The following is a 17,819-nucleotide window of genomic DNA, read 5'->3' as shown; positions in this document are numbered from 1 at the left end:
TTGCGCACGTCAGGCGGCATCTTGTTGAGATTGGCTTTCTGCAGCGAGCTCTGCCGCTGCGCTGTCGGCCAGGCCAAGCAGTAGGCTGCTGCGACAGCCATGATAGGGCTGCTGCTGGTTAATCAGCTGGCTCAGTTGTTGGCTCAGGCGGGTATCGCCATACAGCACAGCGCCGGCTAAATAAGGCCCGCGCCACCAGAGCCGGCGATATTCATTAAGTTCGCTATCGAGATAATCGGTGCAGCCATCAAAGCTGTCGGGGCTGGCACAGAGGCTGGCAATATCGCCACAGGAGCTAAGCGCAATACCGCTGATTTTCAGCTGAGTTGCCGTATTTTCGCTGCAGTAGCTCGCTGCTTTGCCGCACAGGGTTTGCGCCAGCTGTGTCGCCTGGGCATTAATTGGCGCGACTAAACCAAAGGTTTCGCCGTTAAGCTCTATACATTCGCCCAGCGCATAAATGGCGCTGTCTGAGCTCTGTAACTGGCGGTTAACGATGATGCCCTGCTTAACAGTTAAGCCGGACTGTTGCGCCAGGCTGATATTCGGCCTGATGCCCAGTGCCAGCACGACGATATCGGCTTTTAACTGCTGGCCGCTTTTCAGCCTGACAGCCTGCAATTGGCCATGTTTATAATTCAGGCGCTCAATTTCACTGTTGGTCAAAATGCTTAAACCGCGCGCGCTAAGTTGTTGCTGCAATAAAGTGGCGGCAGGGGCGTCAAGCTGGCGGTTTAGCAAATAAGCACCGCGCTGCAGCAGGCTGACCTGCATGCCAAGCTTGCGCAGGCCTTCGGCCGCTTCCAGGCCAAGAAAACCACCGCCGACCACCACCGCATGCTGCAATTGCTGGCCGGCCAGACGCAGCGTGGCTAAATCCTGCCAGTTACGAAAATGGCAAAGGCCAGGCTGTAACTGGCCGCTGCTATCGTTGGACTTCTCTTTGGCACTCTCCCTGGCATAAGCCGGTGTCAGCGGCAGGGCACCACAGGCCAGCACTAACTGCTGGTAACGGCGGTAGCGGCCGTGGCGGCTGATTACCAGTTTGCGCTCGCGATCGATCAGCACTACCGCATCATCGCAAATCAGCTCGATATTGTGTTTAGCGTACCAAGCCGGGCTTACCAGTTCGGCGGCGCTATCGGGCAGCTCGTTGCTTAACAGGCCGGATAGCAGCACACGGTTGTAGGCCGGTTTAGCTTCAGCGCCAAATACCACTATCCGCGTGGGCCGGTTCGGTTGTTGCACCAACTCGGCCAGCAGGCGCTGACAGGCCATGCCATTGCCGATAATAATCAGCTCTGCCTCTGTCATGCCCGTTTCTCCTGTGTTTGTGCTACTGCAGGCGCTTTTGCCGGCTCAGCTTTCGGCAGTACTTCCACTTTGCGCTGCTTTTCATACAAAAAGCTCAGCACGGCATGGCGGTAATGGTTATAAGTCGGGCAATCGGCCAGCGCGATGCGATTGCGTGGTCGTGGCAGCTCAATGTGCAGTATTTCGCCGATGGTAGCGGCCGGGCCGTTGGTCATCATTACGATGCGATCGGATAACAGCACCGCTTCATCGACATCGTGAGTGATCATAATCACGGTGTTGTTAAGCCTGGCTTGTATTTCCATCAGCGAGTCCTGCAGATGGGCGCGGGTGAGTGCATCTAAGGCGCCAAACGGTTCGTCCATCAGCAGTACCTGCGGCTGCATCGCTAAGGCGCGGGCTATACCGACGCGCTGCTTCATGCCGCCGGAGATTTCCGCCGGGCGCTTATCGCGGGCATGGCTCATTTGCACCAGTGCCAGGTTATGCTCTATCCAATCGCGCATTTCGGTTTTGCTTTTCTGGCCGCGAAACACTTGCTTTACCGCCAGTTCAACGTTCTGGTACACGCTAAGCCAGGGCAGCAGCGAGTGGTTTTGAAACACTACCGCGCGCTCAGGCCCCGGCGCATTAACTTCTTTCTGGTTTAAAATAACGCCGCCTGAACTTGCCTGCAGCAAACCGGCCACCAGATTTAATACCGTTGATTTACCGCAGCCGGAGTGGCCAATCAGGCTGATAAATTCGCCTTTGCCGATATCCAGATTGACGTTTTGCAGCGCGACAAAGGGGCCCTTTGGCGTTGGGAAGCTGATACCCAGCTGGCTAAGTTGTAAATGGGCTTTTTGCATCACCTGTCTCCTTATTCTTTAGCGGTTATCCGTTATCTGCTACCTGAGCTGGGCGCTCTTATCCCAGTTCACCCGCTGCTGCAGTTGCAGCATCAGTCTGTCCAGTGCATAGCCGATTAAACCAATGACCAGCACGGCGACGCAGATGCGGCTGAGTGAGTCGGACGAGCCGTTTTGAAATTCATCCCAGACAAACTTGCCAAGGCCAGGGTTTTGCGCCAGCATCTCGGCGGCAATCAGCACCATCCAGGCAATACCGAGTGATAAGCGCAGGCCGGTAAAGATCATCGGCACCGCCGAGGGCAGCACAATGCGCCGCACATGCGTTAGCCAGTTCAACTGCAATACCCGGCTGACGTTTTGCAAATCCGGTGAGATATTACTGACACCAACAATGGTGTTAAGCAAAGTAGGCCACAAGGAGCACAGCGTAACGGTAAATACCGACACTAAAAATGAGCGCGCAAACAGCGGCTGCTCGCTTTGATACAGCGCGCTGACCAAAATGGTCACCAGTGGCAACCAGGCCAGCGGCGATACCGGCTTAAACAGCTGGATCAGCGGGTTAAAGGCGCTGTACAGCCGTGGGCTAAGGCCGATAACAATACCGGCTGGTATCGCCACTAGTGATGCCAGCACAAAGCCGGTGAGTACGGTATACAGGCTGGTAAAAATCTGGCTAAAAAAGGTTGGCCGGCCGTTATAGGGCCGTACTGTTATTACCGCATCGGGGTTAGCGGCTAAACTGGCGGCATTACGCTGTTGCTGGCGCTGATAAAACGCTGCTTCGCGCTTTTTTTCTGCCTTGTGCTCGGCGACCAGGCCAGACCATTGCTGGGCTACCTGCACCGGGCCGGGAAAACTGCCGAGTGAAGTGGTGATTTGGCTGGCCAGCAGCTGCCACAGCAGGATAAACACGGCAATACCTGCTGCCGATAACAGGCTTTGTTTCAGCCAGTTTTGCAGTTGCTGTTGGGCGGGTAGATAGCGTTGCACCCGTGACCATTGTGTTGGAATAGCGCTCATTGTTGTGCTCCTCTCATCTTTTTGCCGTTGGCAAAGGTGTAGTCTTTTAAGCCAATGGCAAATTGCTTTAAATAGGCGTTTGGCGCTGTGGCATCAAAGGGTTTACCGTCGATAAAGCGGGTGGCATCAAGCGGCCGGTAGCCCGTTTCTGTGGCAAAGTCGGGAAAATCGGCAGCAGAGAGCTTGCCTTCGGCTATCAGTGCTTTGGCGGCGCGCTGATACAGTGCCGGCTGAAACACCTGTTTGGCAATATCCTGATACCAGCTATCTGGTTTGGCCTCACTGATTTGGCCCCAGCGCCGCATCTGGCTTAAATACCACACAGCATCCGAGTAGTAGGGGTAGGTGGCGTGGTAACGGAAAAACACATTAAAGTCTGGCGTGGCGCGGATATCATCACGGGCATAGGCAAAGACGCCGCTCATGCTATTGGCGATAACCTTTTCATCAGCACCAACATAATAGGGCTGCGAAATCAGTTTGGCGGCGGCAGCTCGGTTAGCGTTGTTATCTGCATCCAGCCAATGGCCGGCGCGGATCAGCGCTTTTACCAGATGAAAATGGGTTTCGGGGTAACGCTCAGCCCAGCTTTGGCTCACCCCAAACACCTTCTCGGCCAGGTTGGTGTGAATGTCGTAGTTAGTGACCAGCGGCACACCCAAATCGCGCAGCACCGCCTGCTGGTTCCACGGCTCGCCAACGCAGTAGCCATCGATAGTGCCGGCTTCCATCGTCGCCGGCATTTGCGGTGGCGGCGTAACCGAGAGCAATACCTCAGCTTGTCGCTGGCCACTGTTATCGCCATGCTCCGGCGCATAAAACCCCGGGTGTACGCCACCGGCCGCCAGCCAGTAGCGCAGTTCGTAGTTATGGCTCGATACCGGAAACACCATACCAAATTGCAGCTTTTCACCCTGTTTGGTTTTGGCTGCCAGCGCTGTTTGCAGCGCCTCAGCGCTAACCGGATATTGCGGTTTGCCATCGCTGTTGCGCGCAACTGTAGCGGCTATCTGCTGCCATACCGCGTTGCTGACGGTGCAGGCATTGCCGTTTAAGTCCATCACCAAGGCAGTTTGCATCGCCGCCTGGGTGCCTATGCCAATACTGGCGGCTAAGGCCTGACCAGCCAGCATATGGGCGCCGTCGAGCTGGCCGTCTATCACCCGGTCCAGCAGCACTTTCCAGTTGGCCTGGGCCTCTAACTGCACATACAGGCCTTCATCTTCAAAGTAACCCCGCTCCAGCGCTACCGCCAGCGGGGCCATATCGGTCAGCTTAATAAAGCCCAGTTTCAGATCCGGTTTCTCCGGTGCAGCAAAGGCCGGTAAGCTACAACTTAAGTTCAGGCTTAAACCCAGTGCCAGTAACAAACGGCGGCGGTTAATGCGATTCGGCTGTGTCATTAGTGCTGTCCTTTTAGAAAAACAGGGCGAAAAAAAACGCCATCTGGCTGCACCCTGTTGCGGATACAGCCAGATGGCGCCTTTGCCATTAGCTTGTTAGCTGGTTTTATCTTTTGGTTGCCTCTTTGCAACCTGTAACTAAAACAAAGCAGCTAGTGTGCCAGTTTTAAAAGGTGATTATTTTCAATTGCTTAATATTTTTTGGTAACTTGTTCCTGCAGTGTTCAGGCACAATAACAGTGCAAATTGCACCAGCATGGCCCTATTGCTGCACAGCAGCCAAGGGTTTGCTGACCCCAAACAGCTGGCCATCAACAAAGCGGCTGCCAGCATCATTTACGCCAGCGTTGCCTTCCAGCCGCCAGTCCTCTGCCGGCGCATTAAAGCCGAGGCTGGCGGCAACCTGGCGGTACAAATCTGGCCGGTACACCTGGTTTAACAGCGGATGATCGAGCGGCCCCTGCCATTGCTGCAGGTGGCGCATTTGCTGCAAAATAAAGGCGCCTTGCGAGCGCCACGGCATATTAAGCGCTGCGCCAAAAAACGCTTGCGGCACCGCCGGGTTAAACAGACTAGCGTGGTTTAAGTCGCTATCTGCCAGGGCTAAATATTGGCTTTGCGCCAGCCAGTGCCACAGCTGGGCGGTTTTATCGCTATTGCTTTGGATGTCGTGCAGCCAGTGGCAGGCTTGTAACAGTGCAGTAAGTAAGGCCAGATAACACTGCGGTCGGCTGTTTGCAAATTGCTGGCTTACCGCAAATACCTTTTCCTGCCAGTTATGCCACAGCTGATCGCAACTGGTGACAATGGCACCGTGGCCGCTTAACTGCGCCAGGCTGCTCCACGGCTCACCAACACAAAAGCCGTCAATCGCGCCGTCTGCCAGTTGTGCTGCCATTGCCGCCGGTGCCACACCTATTACGTCAACCTGGCGGGCGCTGATACCGGCAGTGCTTAACCAGTAATGCAACTGATAATGATGGCAGGAATAAGGCGATACCGTGGCCAGGCGCAGCGGTTGCTGGCGTTGCGGTACTTGTTGTAGATACTGCTGCAGTGCCTTACCACTGGCCAGTGGGCAGGGTAGTTTGGCCGAGTCCAGATCCAGCTGCTGCAATAAGCGGTTGGATAAGGTTATCGCATTGCCACCGCTGCTCAGTACCAGTGCTGTAGTCATTGGCACGGCTGTCGCACCTAAGCCTAAGCTGGAGGCCAGCGGCAGCGGTGCTATCATCTGAGCGCCGTCCAGCACGCCAAAGGCGACTTTATCGCGGATACTGGCCCAGGATGCTTCGCGCTGCAGCGACACCTTCAGCCCTTGGGCGGCAAACAGCCCTAGCTCTTTGGCTAGGATAAGCGGCGCGGCATCCAGCAACGGCACAAAGCCCAGCGTTAGTGTTTGCTGTCCGGTCTGATAACGCCCTGTCATAGTGCCTCCAGAATAGTAATCACATCTTTGGCGACGTCGGCCATTTTTTGTTGCCGGTCCATTGCCAGCTTACGCAGGGTGCTAAAGGCTTTGGCTTCATCCATTTGCTGCTTTTTTATTAGCAGGCGCTTGGCTTTATCAATCAGTTGCTGCTCTGCCAACTGGTTCTGGCTGCTGTGCAACTGCTGGCGTAATTGCTGAAACTCGTTAAAACGCGCCACTGCCACGTCGATAATCGGCTTCACCCGTTTTGCTGTTAAGCCATCAACAATATAGGCACTGACACCGGCCTGAATAGCCCGCTTAATGCTGTCTGGACTATCATCGGGGCCGGCAAAAAACACTATAGGCCGCGGGTTATGCTGGCTTATTACCGTCATATGCTCCAGCGTATCGCGATCGGGCGAGTCCATATCAATAATAATAATATCCGGCTGCACCCGCTCGACGTGATAGCGCAGCGCAGCCGTGCTGGTTAGCCGGCATACCACCTGATAGCCGTGCTCGGCCAGGGCGTGTTCTACCAGCATCGCCCGCTCAGTTTCATCATCTACCAGCATCACTGATAACGGCATTTTCTCCACTGTACAGCTGTCCGTTATTAACGTTAGTTAGTAAGTGTGTAGCAAGAGCTGTTCCAGCCTGTCGTTATTGTTGCTGTGGTTGGGCTGACAGCGGCATCAGGCATTCGGGCTGGCTGATGAAAGCGGCTGAAATGCTCTTTTTTGGTGCGGCCTGCACTGTGCTAAGGCGCAGTGGCCGGCTGCTACAGCGGCGGTTTTTTAGTAACGTATTGATAATAAATAAAGTTACGAGTTGGCATCGTGTTTGCAAAACCTTAATTGCACTAAGAGGTAATAACAAAGCAAACAGTTTCACGAGCAATGGCGCTCGCTGTGTCTCCGGTTTTCCGGTTGCCGCAGCGGGCGTTTTTTTTCGCCTTTTCGAAGATGGCCCAAACACATGAGCGACACTTTAAGCAACATCTTAACGACCTGCCCCTATTGCGGCGTCGGCTGTGGCGTTCGCGCCAGCAACGCAGAGCAAGGCCCGACAGCGCAGGGTGCTCATCTCAGGATCAGGGGCGATGACGCGCATCCAGCTAATTTCGGCCGGCTTTGTGTTAAAGGTAGTGCGCTTGGCCAGACCCTGGGCACTAGCGGCCGTTTATTACAGCCAGAAGTTAATGGTGCAGACTGTGATTGGCCAACGGCCATTCGCGCGGTGGCAGAAGGCTTACAGCAGACCATCGCTGAGCACGGCCCCGGCGCCGTGGCCATGTATTTATCCGGCCAGTTGCTGACCGAAGATTACTATGTCGCCAATAAGCTGATGAAAGGCTTTATTGGCAGTGCGCACGTGGATACTAATTCGCGCTTATGTATGGCTTCCACCGTGACCGGGCATAAACGCGCCTTTGGTGCCGATGTGGTGCCAGGCTGCTATGACGATATTGAACAGGCTAGCTTGTTTGTGCTGGTGGGGGCCAATATGGCCTGGAACCATCCGGTATTATTTCAGCGCATCCAGGCTGTGTTGCAGGCTAAGCCGGACGCCAAATTGGTGGTGATAGACCCAAGGCGCAGTGCCAGCTGCGAGGCTGCGCACTTACACTTAAAACTGCGCCCCGGCACCGATGTGCTGCTGTTTAATGGTTTACTCAGTTTTCTAGCGCAGCAGGGCAAGCTAGATCAGCGTTTTATCAATTTGCATACCGAGGGTTTTGCCGACGCGCTGGCCAGTGCGCAGCTGCAAGCAGCGACAGTGGAGCAGGTAGCCATTGGCTGTGATTTACCCTTAGAGCAGGTTTTGCAGTTTTACCGCTGCTTTGCCGATGAAACGTTTAGCCTGACGCTGTTTTCGCAAGGCGTAAATCAGGCCATTGATGGCACCGATAAAGTTAATGCCATTATCAACTGCCATCTGGCGACCGGCCGCATTGGCAAGCCGGGCTGTGGCCCTTTTTCGCTGACCGGTCAGCCCAATGCGATGGGCGGGCGCGAAGTCGGCGGCCTGGCCAATCAGCTGGCGGCCCATATTGATTACAGTAACCCGGCGCAGCAAGCTTTAGTCGGTGAGTTCTGGCAGGCACCAAACCTGGTCGCCACGCCGGGTTATAAAGCGGTAGAGCTGTTTCAGGCGATTGAGCGTGGCGAGATTAAAGCCGTGTGGATAATGGCGACCAATCCGCTGGTCAGTATGCCGCAGGCCGATAAGGTAAAAGCCGCGCTAGCCAAGTGCCCGCTGGTTATCGTTAGCGATATTTATCAGCATACCGATACGCTGGATGTTGCCAGCATTAAATTGCCGGCGCTGGGCTGGGGCGAGAAAGATGGCACAGTGACTAATTCTGAACGGCGCATTTCACGCCAGCGCGCGCTATGCCCACCACCAGGCCAAGCCAAAGCCGACTGGCAAATTATCTGTGAGGTTGCCCGCGCTATGGGCTTTAGCCAGGGCTTTAATTTTGCCAATGCTGCAGAAATTTTTGCTGAACATGCCGCGCTGTCTGCATATCAAAATAACGGCGAACGTGCTTTTAATATCTCGGCGCTGGCACAACTTAGCGCTGAGCAATACCAGCAACTTGCACCTATCCAATGGCCGGTAACCGATAGCAACCCACAGGGTATGGCGCGCTTATTTGCTGATGGCCGGTTCTTTACTGCCAGTGGCCGGGCACAGTTTATTGCGCTACGCCAGCGCGGCTTGACTCAGGCAACGCCGGCGACGCCGCTGTGGCTAAACAGTGGCCGCTTGCGCGATCAGTGGCATAGCATGACCCGTACCGGTGAGGTCGCCAGCTTAATGCAGCATAGGCCGGAGCCTTTTGTTTCGCTACACCCCGCTGATGCTGCCTTATACGGCCTCAGTGAGGGCGAGCTGGTACAACTAAGTAACGCCAGCGGCTGCTTGCTGCTGCGTGTTGAAATCAGCGATAACCAGCGCCCCAGTGAGCTGTTTATACCGATGCACTGGAGCGCCCAGTTTGCCAGCCAGGCCCGGGCTGATGTGTTGTTTGCGGCCGATACCGATCCGATTTCCGGCCAGCCGGCGTTAAAGCTTAGCCAGGTGGCGCTAAAGCGTTTTGTTGCCAACTGGCAGGCACTGTTGTTCACCCGCCAACCCTTAACGCCTGAACAACTGCAATTATTTAGCCCGCATTATCTGGCGCGGGTGCCACTTAGCGACTGTCAGAGCTACCGGCTGGCAGTGACTACCTCACTGGCTGAGATCAGCCTGTTGCTGCAACAGCTGCAATTAGCCCCAACTCTGCATTGCAATGATAGTCAACATGGCGAATTAACCAGTTATCGCGCGGCAGCTATCCGGGACAACCAACTGCAATGGCTGCTACTGGCCGGCACCGCATTAACCGATACCGATCAGGTTTGGCTGAACCAGCAATTTACTGCGCCGTTAAGCCTTGACAGTCGCCGGCGCATGCTAAGCGGCAGGGCCGGGCAGGGTGGGCCTGTCGATAACAGCGCGCTGATTTGCAGCTGTTTTAATGTCCGAAGCAAAGCGATTTGCCAGGCGATAAAAAAGGGGGCTGACAGCACTGCCAAGCTTGGTAAGCAGCTGCAATGCGGTACTAACTGTGGCTCCTGTTTACCGGAGCTAACGGCGCTAATTGCGCAACAAAAGAGTAAGGAGCTTAGCGATGTTACCCATTAATACTGTTAACCGGCGCGGCCAGTTAACTAAAGCCGGTGCAGTGGCGCTGGTAGGCGCCGGCCCGGGCGCCGCAGATTTACTGACCCTGCGCGCTTTAAAGCTGATGCAGCAGGCGGAAGCTGTAGTCTACGACCGGCTGGTAAGTAAAGAGGTGCTGGCGCTTATTCCGGCTGGCTGTCCGTGCTTTGATGTCGGTAAAAGCCGTGGCCTGCATCGTTATTCGCAGGCAGAAATCGGCGCCTTGCTGGTGCAACTGGCCCAGCAGGGCTTAAAAGTAGTGCGGTTAAAAGGCGGCGATCCGGCTGTTTTCGGCCGCTTAGCCGAAGAGCTGGATGCGTTGGACAGCGCCGGCATCCAGTGGCAAATAGTGCCCGGTATCAGCGCCGCTTCTGGCTGTGCTGCCGCGACCGGCATACCGCTGACTGAGCGTGGTATTGCCCAGCAGCTGCGCTTTATCAGCGCGGTGGATAAAAACAGCGATACTACCCAAGACTGGGCCAGTCTGGCCAAACCCGGCCAGACCCTGGTGTTTTATATGGGGCTGAATGCGCTTGGCGAGATTAGCCAGCAGCTGATAGCTCATGGCCTGCCAGCTGACTGGCCACTGTTACTAGTGGAGAACGGCAGTAGGCCGCAACAACGGCAAGTGTTAAGCAGCCTGGCCGATGCCACCCATGCCGCAAAAACCATGGCACTGCAATCGCCCTGTTTAATTCTGGTGGGCCAGGTGGCACTGCGCCAACGCGATGCCGGGCAAATGTTAGCGCAGCTAAAGACACAGCTCGCCAGTGAGGTGGCAGCGTGATACGACCACAACAAAAACGCCGCTAAAGCTTAATCAGCTGAGCGGCGTTTTTGTTTGAATTTATTGGTGCGTCCTAGTGGACTCGAACCACCGACCCCCACCATGTCAAGGTGGTGCTCTAACCAGCTGAGCTAAGGACGCACACTTATTGTTGCAGCGCTTAGCTGACAACGGCGGCTATGTTATTGTGCTGCTGACTGGTTGGCAAGTGTTTTTCGTGTTTTGCCTGACGTTTGGCTGAAATTTAGCCGGCGATAGCGTAATTAACCGCAGCTGCATTGGATTTGGTCGTATCCAGGCTGGCTGGCTGCCTGCTGTTAGCCCCTTTTGCCCCGGCTTATGATAACTTCAGGGTATAAACACAAAAAAGTAATGTCGTTTCTGAGGGTTTTATGTCCAATACTATTCGCGGCGTCAGTCGGCTCTTTGCCTGCTTGCTGTTAGCCACAGCCAGTGCGGCTTGTGTACATCATGCTACATCAACGCCGGCAGTTGCTCCGGCAACGCAAGCCGTTATTGCGTCAAGTGCTGTTGATACTGCTGGCTTAAAGCCGTTGGCGCTGACTGATGTTATGAAGTTCAGGGAAATAAGCCAGCGACAAGTGAGCGAGAACCAGCAAGTAATGCTCTACACCGCTGAGCCGGATTTTGGCGACAGCACCGGCTATCTGATTAATTTGCGTAGCGGCCAGCAATTCAGTGTAGAGCGGGGTGATAAGGGCCAGCTTACCGTAGATGGTCGTTTTGCCCTGTTTCGCCAGCAAGCGCCTTTACTGGCGCGTGAGCAGGCAACAGATAAAAAAGCCCGGGAGGCACTGGCGCAAAATGCAGTACTGCTAAACAGCGAAACGGGCGAGCAGCGGGTGATTGCAAATATTGATCGCTTTGCATTTAGCGGTGATGGTAACTACGCATTGTTACTGGTGCGTAAGGCGGATAGCAAAGACCGGACACAAACCTTGCAGGCGCTGGAACTGGCCAGTGGCAACATGCAAACCCTGGCTCAGGTAACCGATTTTGCGGTGGCGGCAGAGGGCGCACTGGTGGCCTGGGTTGCTGAGTTACAAGCAACAGAGAGCGCCGACCCGCAAACTGACAAACAACCTGCACAGCAGCAGCTGCTGGTATGGGACAGCGCTGCTAACAAACAATTTACTGCACATGATGCAACAGCACAAAAGCTGCACCAGCTGAAGTTTAATGAGCAGGGCAGTCAGCTGGTGTTTTTCAGCGGGCCCGACAGCGATCAGTTAAAAGCCTCTAACCAGACAGAGGCAGCTCAGCAGTTATGGCTCTGGTCCTTGCGAGATAACCACGCGCAGCAGCTGAATACCACGCGTGAAGGCTGGTTACTCAGCGAGCACTATGCGCCGCGTTGGACCGAGGACGGCAAGCGGCTGTTTATCGGTCACCGGCCGGATCCTGGTTCAAAGCCAGCTAAAATTGAACCGCCACAAACTGAAGCTGAGCTTTACAATGTTGAGCGGCTACTGGCTGATCGGCGATTGCAGGTATGGCATGGTGATGACGAGCGGATTAACAGCCAGCAAAAAGCAGAATATAAACAGGCGGCAAAGCGCACTGCAGCGTCAGTTATCTGGTTAGACAGTTTAAGGATGGTGGTATTAAGTGATGATATCGACGAGCAATTGCAATTTAGCGAGCATTCAGCCGCGCAGTTAATCAGCAACAGTAAACCATATTTTAAACAAATGACCTGGAACGGACGTTTGCATGATGTTTGGCACGTTAATCTGAGCAGCGGTAAGCGTCAGCAAGTGTTCAGTGCCAACCGTAGCCATGAATCTGCATATTTATCACCCACAGGTCGTTACGTAGTGTATTTGCAGGATGGGGCGTATCAGCTATTTGACAGTACAACCGGCAGTACCCGTCCGTTGGCAGCAGACGTACCGGTATCATGGGTAGATGAGCTGAATGACCGGCCAGTGGCGGCAGAAAGTTATGGTGTCGCCGGCTGGTTAGCGGATGAGACTGCGGTGCTGTTGTATGATCGCTTTGATATCTGGCAGGCAAGCCTGAATGGTAGCAGCCAAAAACTGACCAACGGCCGTGCTGCTATGCAACAATTCAGAGTAAAACAAACCGGTGATGAGCTGGCGCTGGCCACGGATGCCGCGCTATTGCTTGGCATGTATAACGAGCAAACCAAACAATATGGTTTTGCCCGTTTGCAGCTGGCTAAAAATGCTGATGCAAGCGAGTTGACAGTGCTGCTGCAAGGCAAAAAGCGTTATGACATTGTCGACACCCTGAACGATTTCAGCGAGGCTCAGCCGCACTATTTGTATTCCGAGCAGAGTTTTCGGCAATTCCCTGATTTATGGCTGGCCAGCGCAAATTTTAGTGAGCGGCGGCAACTGACCAATGTTAATCCGCAGCAGGCAGATTTTATCTGGGGTGACAGCCATTTAATTGAGTGGACCAGCGCGACTGGTGAGCCTTTACAAGGGGTGTTATTAACCCCGGATGGCTATGATGCCGTTAAGCGTTACCCGGTAGTAGTGTACTACTACGAAAAGTTCTCGCAGCGATTGCATCACTATAACCAGATGAAAGTGAATCACCGGCCGAATTTCCCTTATTATCTGGGCCAGGATTATCTGGTGTTTCTGCCTGACATTCACTTCAGGCCTGCGGCACCGGGTCCCAGTGCTACTGAGTCACTGGTGCCAGGCTTACAAAAGTTAATTGATATGGGCATTGCCGATCCCAAAGCCATTGGTTTGCACGGCCATAGTTGGTCGGGTTATCAGACTGCTTTCGTTGTTGCTGAAACGGATATGTTTGCGGCAGCCGTTTCGGGCGCGCCGGTTGCGAATATGACCAGTGCCTACAGTGGTATTCGCTGGCAAAGTGGCCTGGCCAGGCAGTTTCAGTATGAAACCGGTCAGAGCCGGCTCGGTGTGTCGATGTTTGAAGAGTTAAAGCCATATATTGATAACTCGCCGGTATTTTTCGCCGATCAAATAAATACGCCAATGTTGATTCAGTTTGGTGATGAAGACGGTGCCGTGCCCTGGGAGCAAGGCATAGAATATTATCTGGCGCTGCGCCGGTTAGGTAAAGAGGTGGTAATGCTGCAATATGAAGGCGAACCACATCACCTGCAGCGTTTTGCCAATAAGCTGGATTACAGTATCAAGATGCGTGAATTCTTTGATCATTATTTAAAAGGTGCACCGGCACCCAAGTGGTGGACAGATGGCGAGCCATACCGGCAGTATGAAAAGTAGTTTACCTGATCAGCAACACGAATAATGCCTTAGCCTGGCGTAAGACCGGCCGGGCATTGCTTGTTTAACTGCTGCCACCACTGCACATGCAGCATTAATTGCTGCTGCAGTTGTGCGGCAGGTTGCTGATAACGTTGTTGCAGCGCCGGGTAAATTGCTGTGTCCTGATAAAGCCTGGTAATTAACGGCCATAGCTCATTATGGTAGCGAGTGAGTTCTGCCAGGTGGGCCTGCACTTTACCAATAAAAAATTTACTGAATACGGTAGTTAATATTGTAAGTTGCTCAGTGCTGCGCCCGTTTGGACACAAGCTGTCTGGAGCTATTGCCAGTAATTGCGGGTTAAACTGGCTAAACCAGGCCGCACTGTAACGCAGGCTTCCTTGCAGTTTTGCCGGGAAATCATGTTGGTAAAGCGCGGCCAGACTTTGTTCAATATCCAGCTCTGCAGCCTGCTGCCATTGTTGCTGCTTAATCAGAGTTGTCAGGTAAATCAGGTTTTCCAGAGCGCTGCTGGCTGGCACCAAGCCAATGCCATCGCCCGGTATTATTCGCAGGTTGTTTACCTGCCATTGCCGGTGCAGAGTGTCATCGGCGAGTAACATATTGCTAAGGGCGACGGCAATGCTTTGCTGTTTTTCGTGTTGCCAGCTGCTTATTTGCTGCTGCAGCTCAGGGCTGATGTCTTGCTGATCACATTGCTGCAGGCGGGCCAACAGCCGCAGTTCATAATGCAGTTGCATACTGGGCTGAAATACCCGGCCCAGACCACTGTTTCGCTCGCCAATTAACTGATCCAGGCCGCACTCCCGGCTGGCCCATGCGTCGCGCAAATCCAGCCTGATATCAGGCAAAGGTTGCCTGAGCTCGCCTGGTCTTGGCAGGGGCGGTAAGGTGGCAGCTTGTATGTCAACGTTATCGAGTTGCAATACCCGGGTCAGGCGCTGCTGGTAATCGGTTAAGCTTGCTTTAGTATCCGGTTTGCTGCAACCACTAAGGCTAACCAAGGCTCCCAGTATTAGCAGCATGCGCAATTTCATTATCAATTCTCTTTATATGTTTGCGTAAAATAACGGCCAGCATAATTGCGGCGGTACTCAGGCCAATAATAATCCCTATCCAGAAACCATGGGCACCCATAGGCTGCACCAGCCAGTCAGTTAAACCTAATACGGCGCCCAGGCCAAAACCGATTGGCCAGTAGGCAAACAGGGTAATGTAAAACACTGGCTTGGTTATTTTCATACCACGCAATGCGCAAGCCGATACTACCTGAATGGCATCAGATAACTGGTAAAAGCAAGCCAGAATCAACAGCGAGCTGGCCATGGCAATAACCGCCGGATTGGTCGAATACAGTGATGCCACATAAGTGCGCATAAAAAAGGTGAAACAGGCGATAAAAAACGACATAAAAATCGCCATGCATAAGGCGGTGCTAATAGCAGTTTTCAGTTCTCTGTTGTTCTGCTGGCCCACTAGATGACCCACCCTAATGGTGGTAGCTAAACCAAAGCTCAGCGGCAACATAAACACCAGCGCACTGTAATTATTGGCCACCTGATGGCCGGCCACCACTATTGGCCCCAGATGGACTATCGCCAGCGGAATACAGGCAAATAACGTAACCTCAAAGAAGATAGAAAAAGCGATAGGGGTGCCGAGGCAGACGATGTACCAGATATCTTTAATATTTGCGCTAAGCTGCTTCGGCCAGTGCCGGTAGGGCCTGGTAGTGCGGCTATACCAGCCGTAGATAAGCATAGCAACAAACATGGCCAGAAACACCAGGCTGGTGGCAATACCACAACCGGCGCCGCCCAGTGCCGGCATGCCCAGCTTGCCGTAAATAAAAATATAGTTAGCCGGAATATTCACCAGAATGCCGACAAAACTGATCCACATACTGGCTTTGGTATTACCTATGCCTTCAAATAAATTACGAATAACAATGTAACCGGCAGCGGGGAAAAGCCCCCAGCTGACGTAATAAAGATATTGCAGGGTTTTATCGCGAAGCTCCGGCTCCATATTTAACATGCCAATCGGGATATCGGCGAACAGCATCAGGATAAATAATAAGCCAGCCAGCAGCATTCCCAGATACAGGCTTTGCAGGGTAAAATGACTGACAGGTTCGGTTTGCCGGCTACCATAATACTGGGCCACAATTGGCGTTAAGGCTAGCAGTAAACCTTGCAGCGTCAGCACCACCGGCAGCCAAAGCCCCGACGCGACAGCAAGGGCTGCCATATCGGTGGCACTGAAACGACCGGCCATTACCGTATCGACAAAATACATCATGGTTTGGGTCAGCTGGGCCAGCATTATTGGGCCAGTCAGTTTTAACAGAGTTTTGGCTTCAAAGCGGGAAAAGGGTACCATGCGCCATCATTCGGGTTGGCCATTAATGGCGCGCAATTTAGCACAATTGAGGTTTTATGTTTACCGGAATAGTTCAGACAACCGCGCAAGTGCGCGAAATTCGCGACGAAGGGCTGCTGCGTCGCCTGACATTAACGGTGCCGCCGGCTAATTTACGAGCGTTGGAGCGCGGTGCCAGCATTGCTATTAATGGCGTGTGCTTAACCGTTACGACCTTTGACAGTGATGCTGGCTGGGTAAGTTTTGATGTCATTGCAGAAACGCTGGATAAAACGAACCTGGGTAAGCTGGAATTGGGCAGTAAAGTTAATCTGGAACGTTCCCTGACCTTTGGCAGCGAACTGGGCGGCCATATTGTGTCTGGCCATGTTCAGACCACTGCAACCCTAACCAGACTATTGCGTGACCAGCATAAAGTCAGCATGGAACTCAGTTTGGATAAAAGCTTTTTGCCTTATATTCTGGCCAAAGGTTTTATTGCTGTTGAGGGCTGCAGTTTAACGGTAGGCGAGGTGACAGATAGTGGCTTTAACCTGTATCTGATTCCGGAAACCCTGGCGATCACCACCCTTGGCGATAAGCGCGAAGGCGATATATTGAATATTGAGCTGGATCAGCAAACCCTGACCATAATTAAAACAGTTGAGCGGGTTATGGCGCAGCGCTTTGGGGCTGAGCCATAGCCTGTGCTAACCGTTTAGTAATACTGCTCGTCGTCAGCATCGACAAAGATCTGCACGCTGTGATGCTGAATATCTTTATGTACTTTTAGGTGGATAGGATTGCAGCAGTTGCTGCAATCTTCAATGTAATCCTGATCATCGTCAGTCACTTCTACGTCTACGTGCACCGGATGACCACAAAAAGGGCAACTGATGGTTTTGGTTAATATACTCATACTGCCTCCATTCGCTCAGGCTTTTTGTGCTGCCCCAAGGCTGCGACCGCCGTCTACGGCAATAATCTGGCCACTGATATAGGGCGATTGAAGTAAAAACAGCACCGTATTGGCGATATCGTCCGGCGTGCCAGTTCGTTGCAGCGGTATTTGCTGCAAAATTTCGGCTTTATCTGCCTCAGCTAACTGCTGACTGGGCCACAAAATAGCCCCCGGGGCGATGCCGTTGACTCTTATTGTAGGCGCTAATTCACGGGCCAGCGATTTTGTCATCATTAACAGGGCAGCTTTAGCCATGCAGTAAATACTGTGGTCCTGCAACGGCTGACTGGCATGAATATCAACCATATTGATAATACAGCCGTTATTGTTGGATAACGCCGGCGCCAGCGCCTGCGCTAAAAAATATGGCGCTTTAACATTACTGCCAAATAAATCGTCCCAGTTTTCTAAGGTGGCGCTGGCCAGTGGGGTGGGGTAAAAGCTGGACGCATTATTTACCAGTACATCAAGCCGGCCAAAACAACTAAGTGCCGCGGTACCAAGTTGGGCAACGGCCTTGTTGTCAAGCAGGTTGGCCTGCAGGGTGAGCGCACTATTTGGCCGCTGCTGGTTAAGGCTGTCTGCCAGGCTGCTGGCTGCATCTGCAGAGTGATTAAAATGAATGATAACCCGGTAGCCGGCCTGATGCAGGCGGCAGATTATTTGCTTTCCTAAACGCTTGGCACTGCCGGTAACCAACGCGACCGGGCTGTCTGAACCTGACATAGATA

The 17,819-nt window shown here is 53.3% G+C and carries 14 protein-coding genes and 1 tRNA gene; 4 read left to right on the top strand and 11 right to left on the bottom strand.

The genetic code is table 11. From position 1 onward, the window contains the following. Positions 1 to 9: 9 nt before the first annotated feature. The 6 genes from KQY15_RS00440 to KQY15_RS00415 form a co-directional block, all read right to left on the bottom strand. The gene (locus KQY15_RS00440; RefSeq protein WP_217666426.1) at positions 10 to 1,314 is read right to left on the bottom strand and encodes an NAD(P)/FAD-dependent oxidoreductase; all 1,305 of its coding nucleotides are present in this window, start codon (positions 1,312 to 1,314) and stop codon (positions 10 to 12) included. Next, a complete protein-coding gene (locus tag KQY15_RS00435) occupies positions 1,311 to 2,165 on the bottom strand; it encodes an ABC transporter ATP-binding protein (protein WP_217666425.1) in 855 nt (284 codons plus the stop codon). Before KQY15_RS00435 ends, KQY15_RS00440 begins: the two co-directional genes overlap by 4 nt. 39 nt (positions 2,166 to 2,204) lie before the next feature. Continuing rightward, positions 2,205 to 3,191 (bottom strand): ABC transporter permease, encoded by a 987-nt coding sequence (locus KQY15_RS00430; RefSeq protein ID WP_217666424.1) that lies wholly within the window; start codon positions 3,189 to 3,191, stop codon positions 2,205 to 2,207. Beyond that, a complete protein-coding gene (locus KQY15_RS00425) occupies positions 3,188 to 4,594 on the bottom strand; it encodes a CmpA/NrtA family ABC transporter substrate-binding protein (RefSeq protein WP_217666423.1) in 1,407 nt (468 codons plus the stop codon). The genes KQY15_RS00430 and KQY15_RS00425 overlap by 4 nt, the downstream gene beginning before the upstream one ends. A 262-nt stretch (positions 4,595 to 4,856) precedes the next feature. Continuing rightward, positions 4,857 to 6,023 (bottom strand): CmpA/NrtA family ABC transporter substrate-binding protein, encoded by a 1,167-nt coding sequence (locus KQY15_RS00420; RefSeq protein WP_217666422.1) that lies wholly within the window; start codon positions 6,021 to 6,023, stop codon positions 4,857 to 4,859. Further along, the gene (locus KQY15_RS00415; RefSeq protein ID WP_217666421.1) at positions 6,020 to 6,598 is read right to left on the bottom strand and encodes an ANTAR domain-containing response regulator; all 579 of its coding nucleotides are present in this window, start codon (positions 6,596 to 6,598) and stop codon (positions 6,020 to 6,022) included. Before KQY15_RS00415 ends, KQY15_RS00420 begins: the two co-directional genes overlap by 4 nt. A 388-nt stretch (positions 6,599 to 6,986) precedes the next feature. On the opposite strand from KQY15_RS00415, the gene KQY15_RS00410 reads away from it, so the two are divergent. Together KQY15_RS00410 and cobA are read left to right on the top strand one after the other, a co-directional pair. Continuing rightward, a complete protein-coding gene (locus tag KQY15_RS00410; protein ID WP_217666420.1) occupies positions 6,987 to 9,701 on the top strand; it encodes a nitrate reductase in 2,715 nt (904 codons plus the stop codon). Then, positions 9,688 to 10,506, top strand: a complete 819-nt coding sequence (gene cobA / locus KQY15_RS00405; RefSeq protein WP_217666419.1) for a uroporphyrinogen-III C-methyltransferase — start codon at positions 9,688 to 9,690, stop codon at positions 10,504 to 10,506. The genes KQY15_RS00410 and cobA overlap by 14 nt, the downstream gene beginning before the upstream one ends. 64 nt (positions 10,507 to 10,570) lie before the next feature. On the opposite strand, the gene KQY15_RS00400 is transcribed toward cobA, so the two are convergent. Beyond that, positions 10,571 to 10,647, bottom strand: a tRNA-Val gene (locus KQY15_RS00400). 251 nt (positions 10,648 to 10,898) lie between these two features. Between KQY15_RS00400 and KQY15_RS00395 the strand changes: the two genes are divergently transcribed. Further along, positions 10,899 to 13,763, top strand: coding sequence for a S9 family peptidase (locus KQY15_RS00395; RefSeq protein WP_217666418.1), 2,865 nt, complete (start codon positions 10,899 to 10,901; stop codon positions 13,761 to 13,763). Between the two features lie 29 nt (positions 13,764 to 13,792). Here KQY15_RS00395 and KQY15_RS00390 read toward each other — a convergent pair whose 3' ends face one another. Both KQY15_RS00390 and KQY15_RS00385 read right to left on the bottom strand, forming a co-directional pair. Beyond that, on the bottom strand, positions 13,793 to 14,803 hold the full coding sequence (locus KQY15_RS00390) for a DUF3080 family protein (RefSeq protein WP_254795376.1): 1,011 nt from the start codon (positions 14,801 to 14,803) through the stop codon (positions 13,793 to 13,795). Then, positions 14,763 to 16,148 (bottom strand): MATE family efflux transporter, encoded by a 1,386-nt coding sequence (locus KQY15_RS00385; protein WP_217666417.1) that lies wholly within the window; start codon positions 16,146 to 16,148, stop codon positions 14,763 to 14,765. The genes KQY15_RS00390 and KQY15_RS00385 overlap by 41 nt, the downstream gene beginning before the upstream one ends. Before the next feature lie 56 nt (positions 16,149 to 16,204). On the opposite strand from KQY15_RS00385, the gene KQY15_RS00380 reads away from it, so the two are divergent. Further along, on the top strand, positions 16,205 to 16,831 hold the full coding sequence (locus tag KQY15_RS00380) for a riboflavin synthase subunit alpha (protein ID WP_217666416.1): 627 nt from the start codon (positions 16,205 to 16,207) through the stop codon (positions 16,829 to 16,831). A gap of 14 nt (positions 16,832 to 16,845) precedes the next feature. Here KQY15_RS00380 and KQY15_RS00375 read toward each other — a convergent pair whose 3' ends face one another. Continuing rightward, a complete protein-coding gene (locus KQY15_RS00375) occupies positions 16,846 to 17,046 on the bottom strand; it encodes a CPXCG motif-containing cysteine-rich protein (RefSeq protein ID WP_213994714.1) in 201 nt (66 codons plus the stop codon). Between the two features lie 15 nt (positions 17,047 to 17,061). After that, positions 17,062 to 17,814, bottom strand: coding sequence for a pteridine reductase (locus KQY15_RS00370; protein WP_217666415.1), 753 nt, complete (start codon positions 17,812 to 17,814; stop codon positions 17,062 to 17,064). Positions 17,815 to 17,819: the final 5 nt, after the last annotated feature.

This window comes from Arsukibacterium indicum, assembly GCF_019100565.1.
Classification (GTDB): Bacteria; Pseudomonadota; Gammaproteobacteria; order Enterobacterales; family Alteromonadaceae; genus Alishewanella; species Alishewanella indicum.
This window is presented reverse-complemented; position numbering and strand designations above follow the sequence as displayed.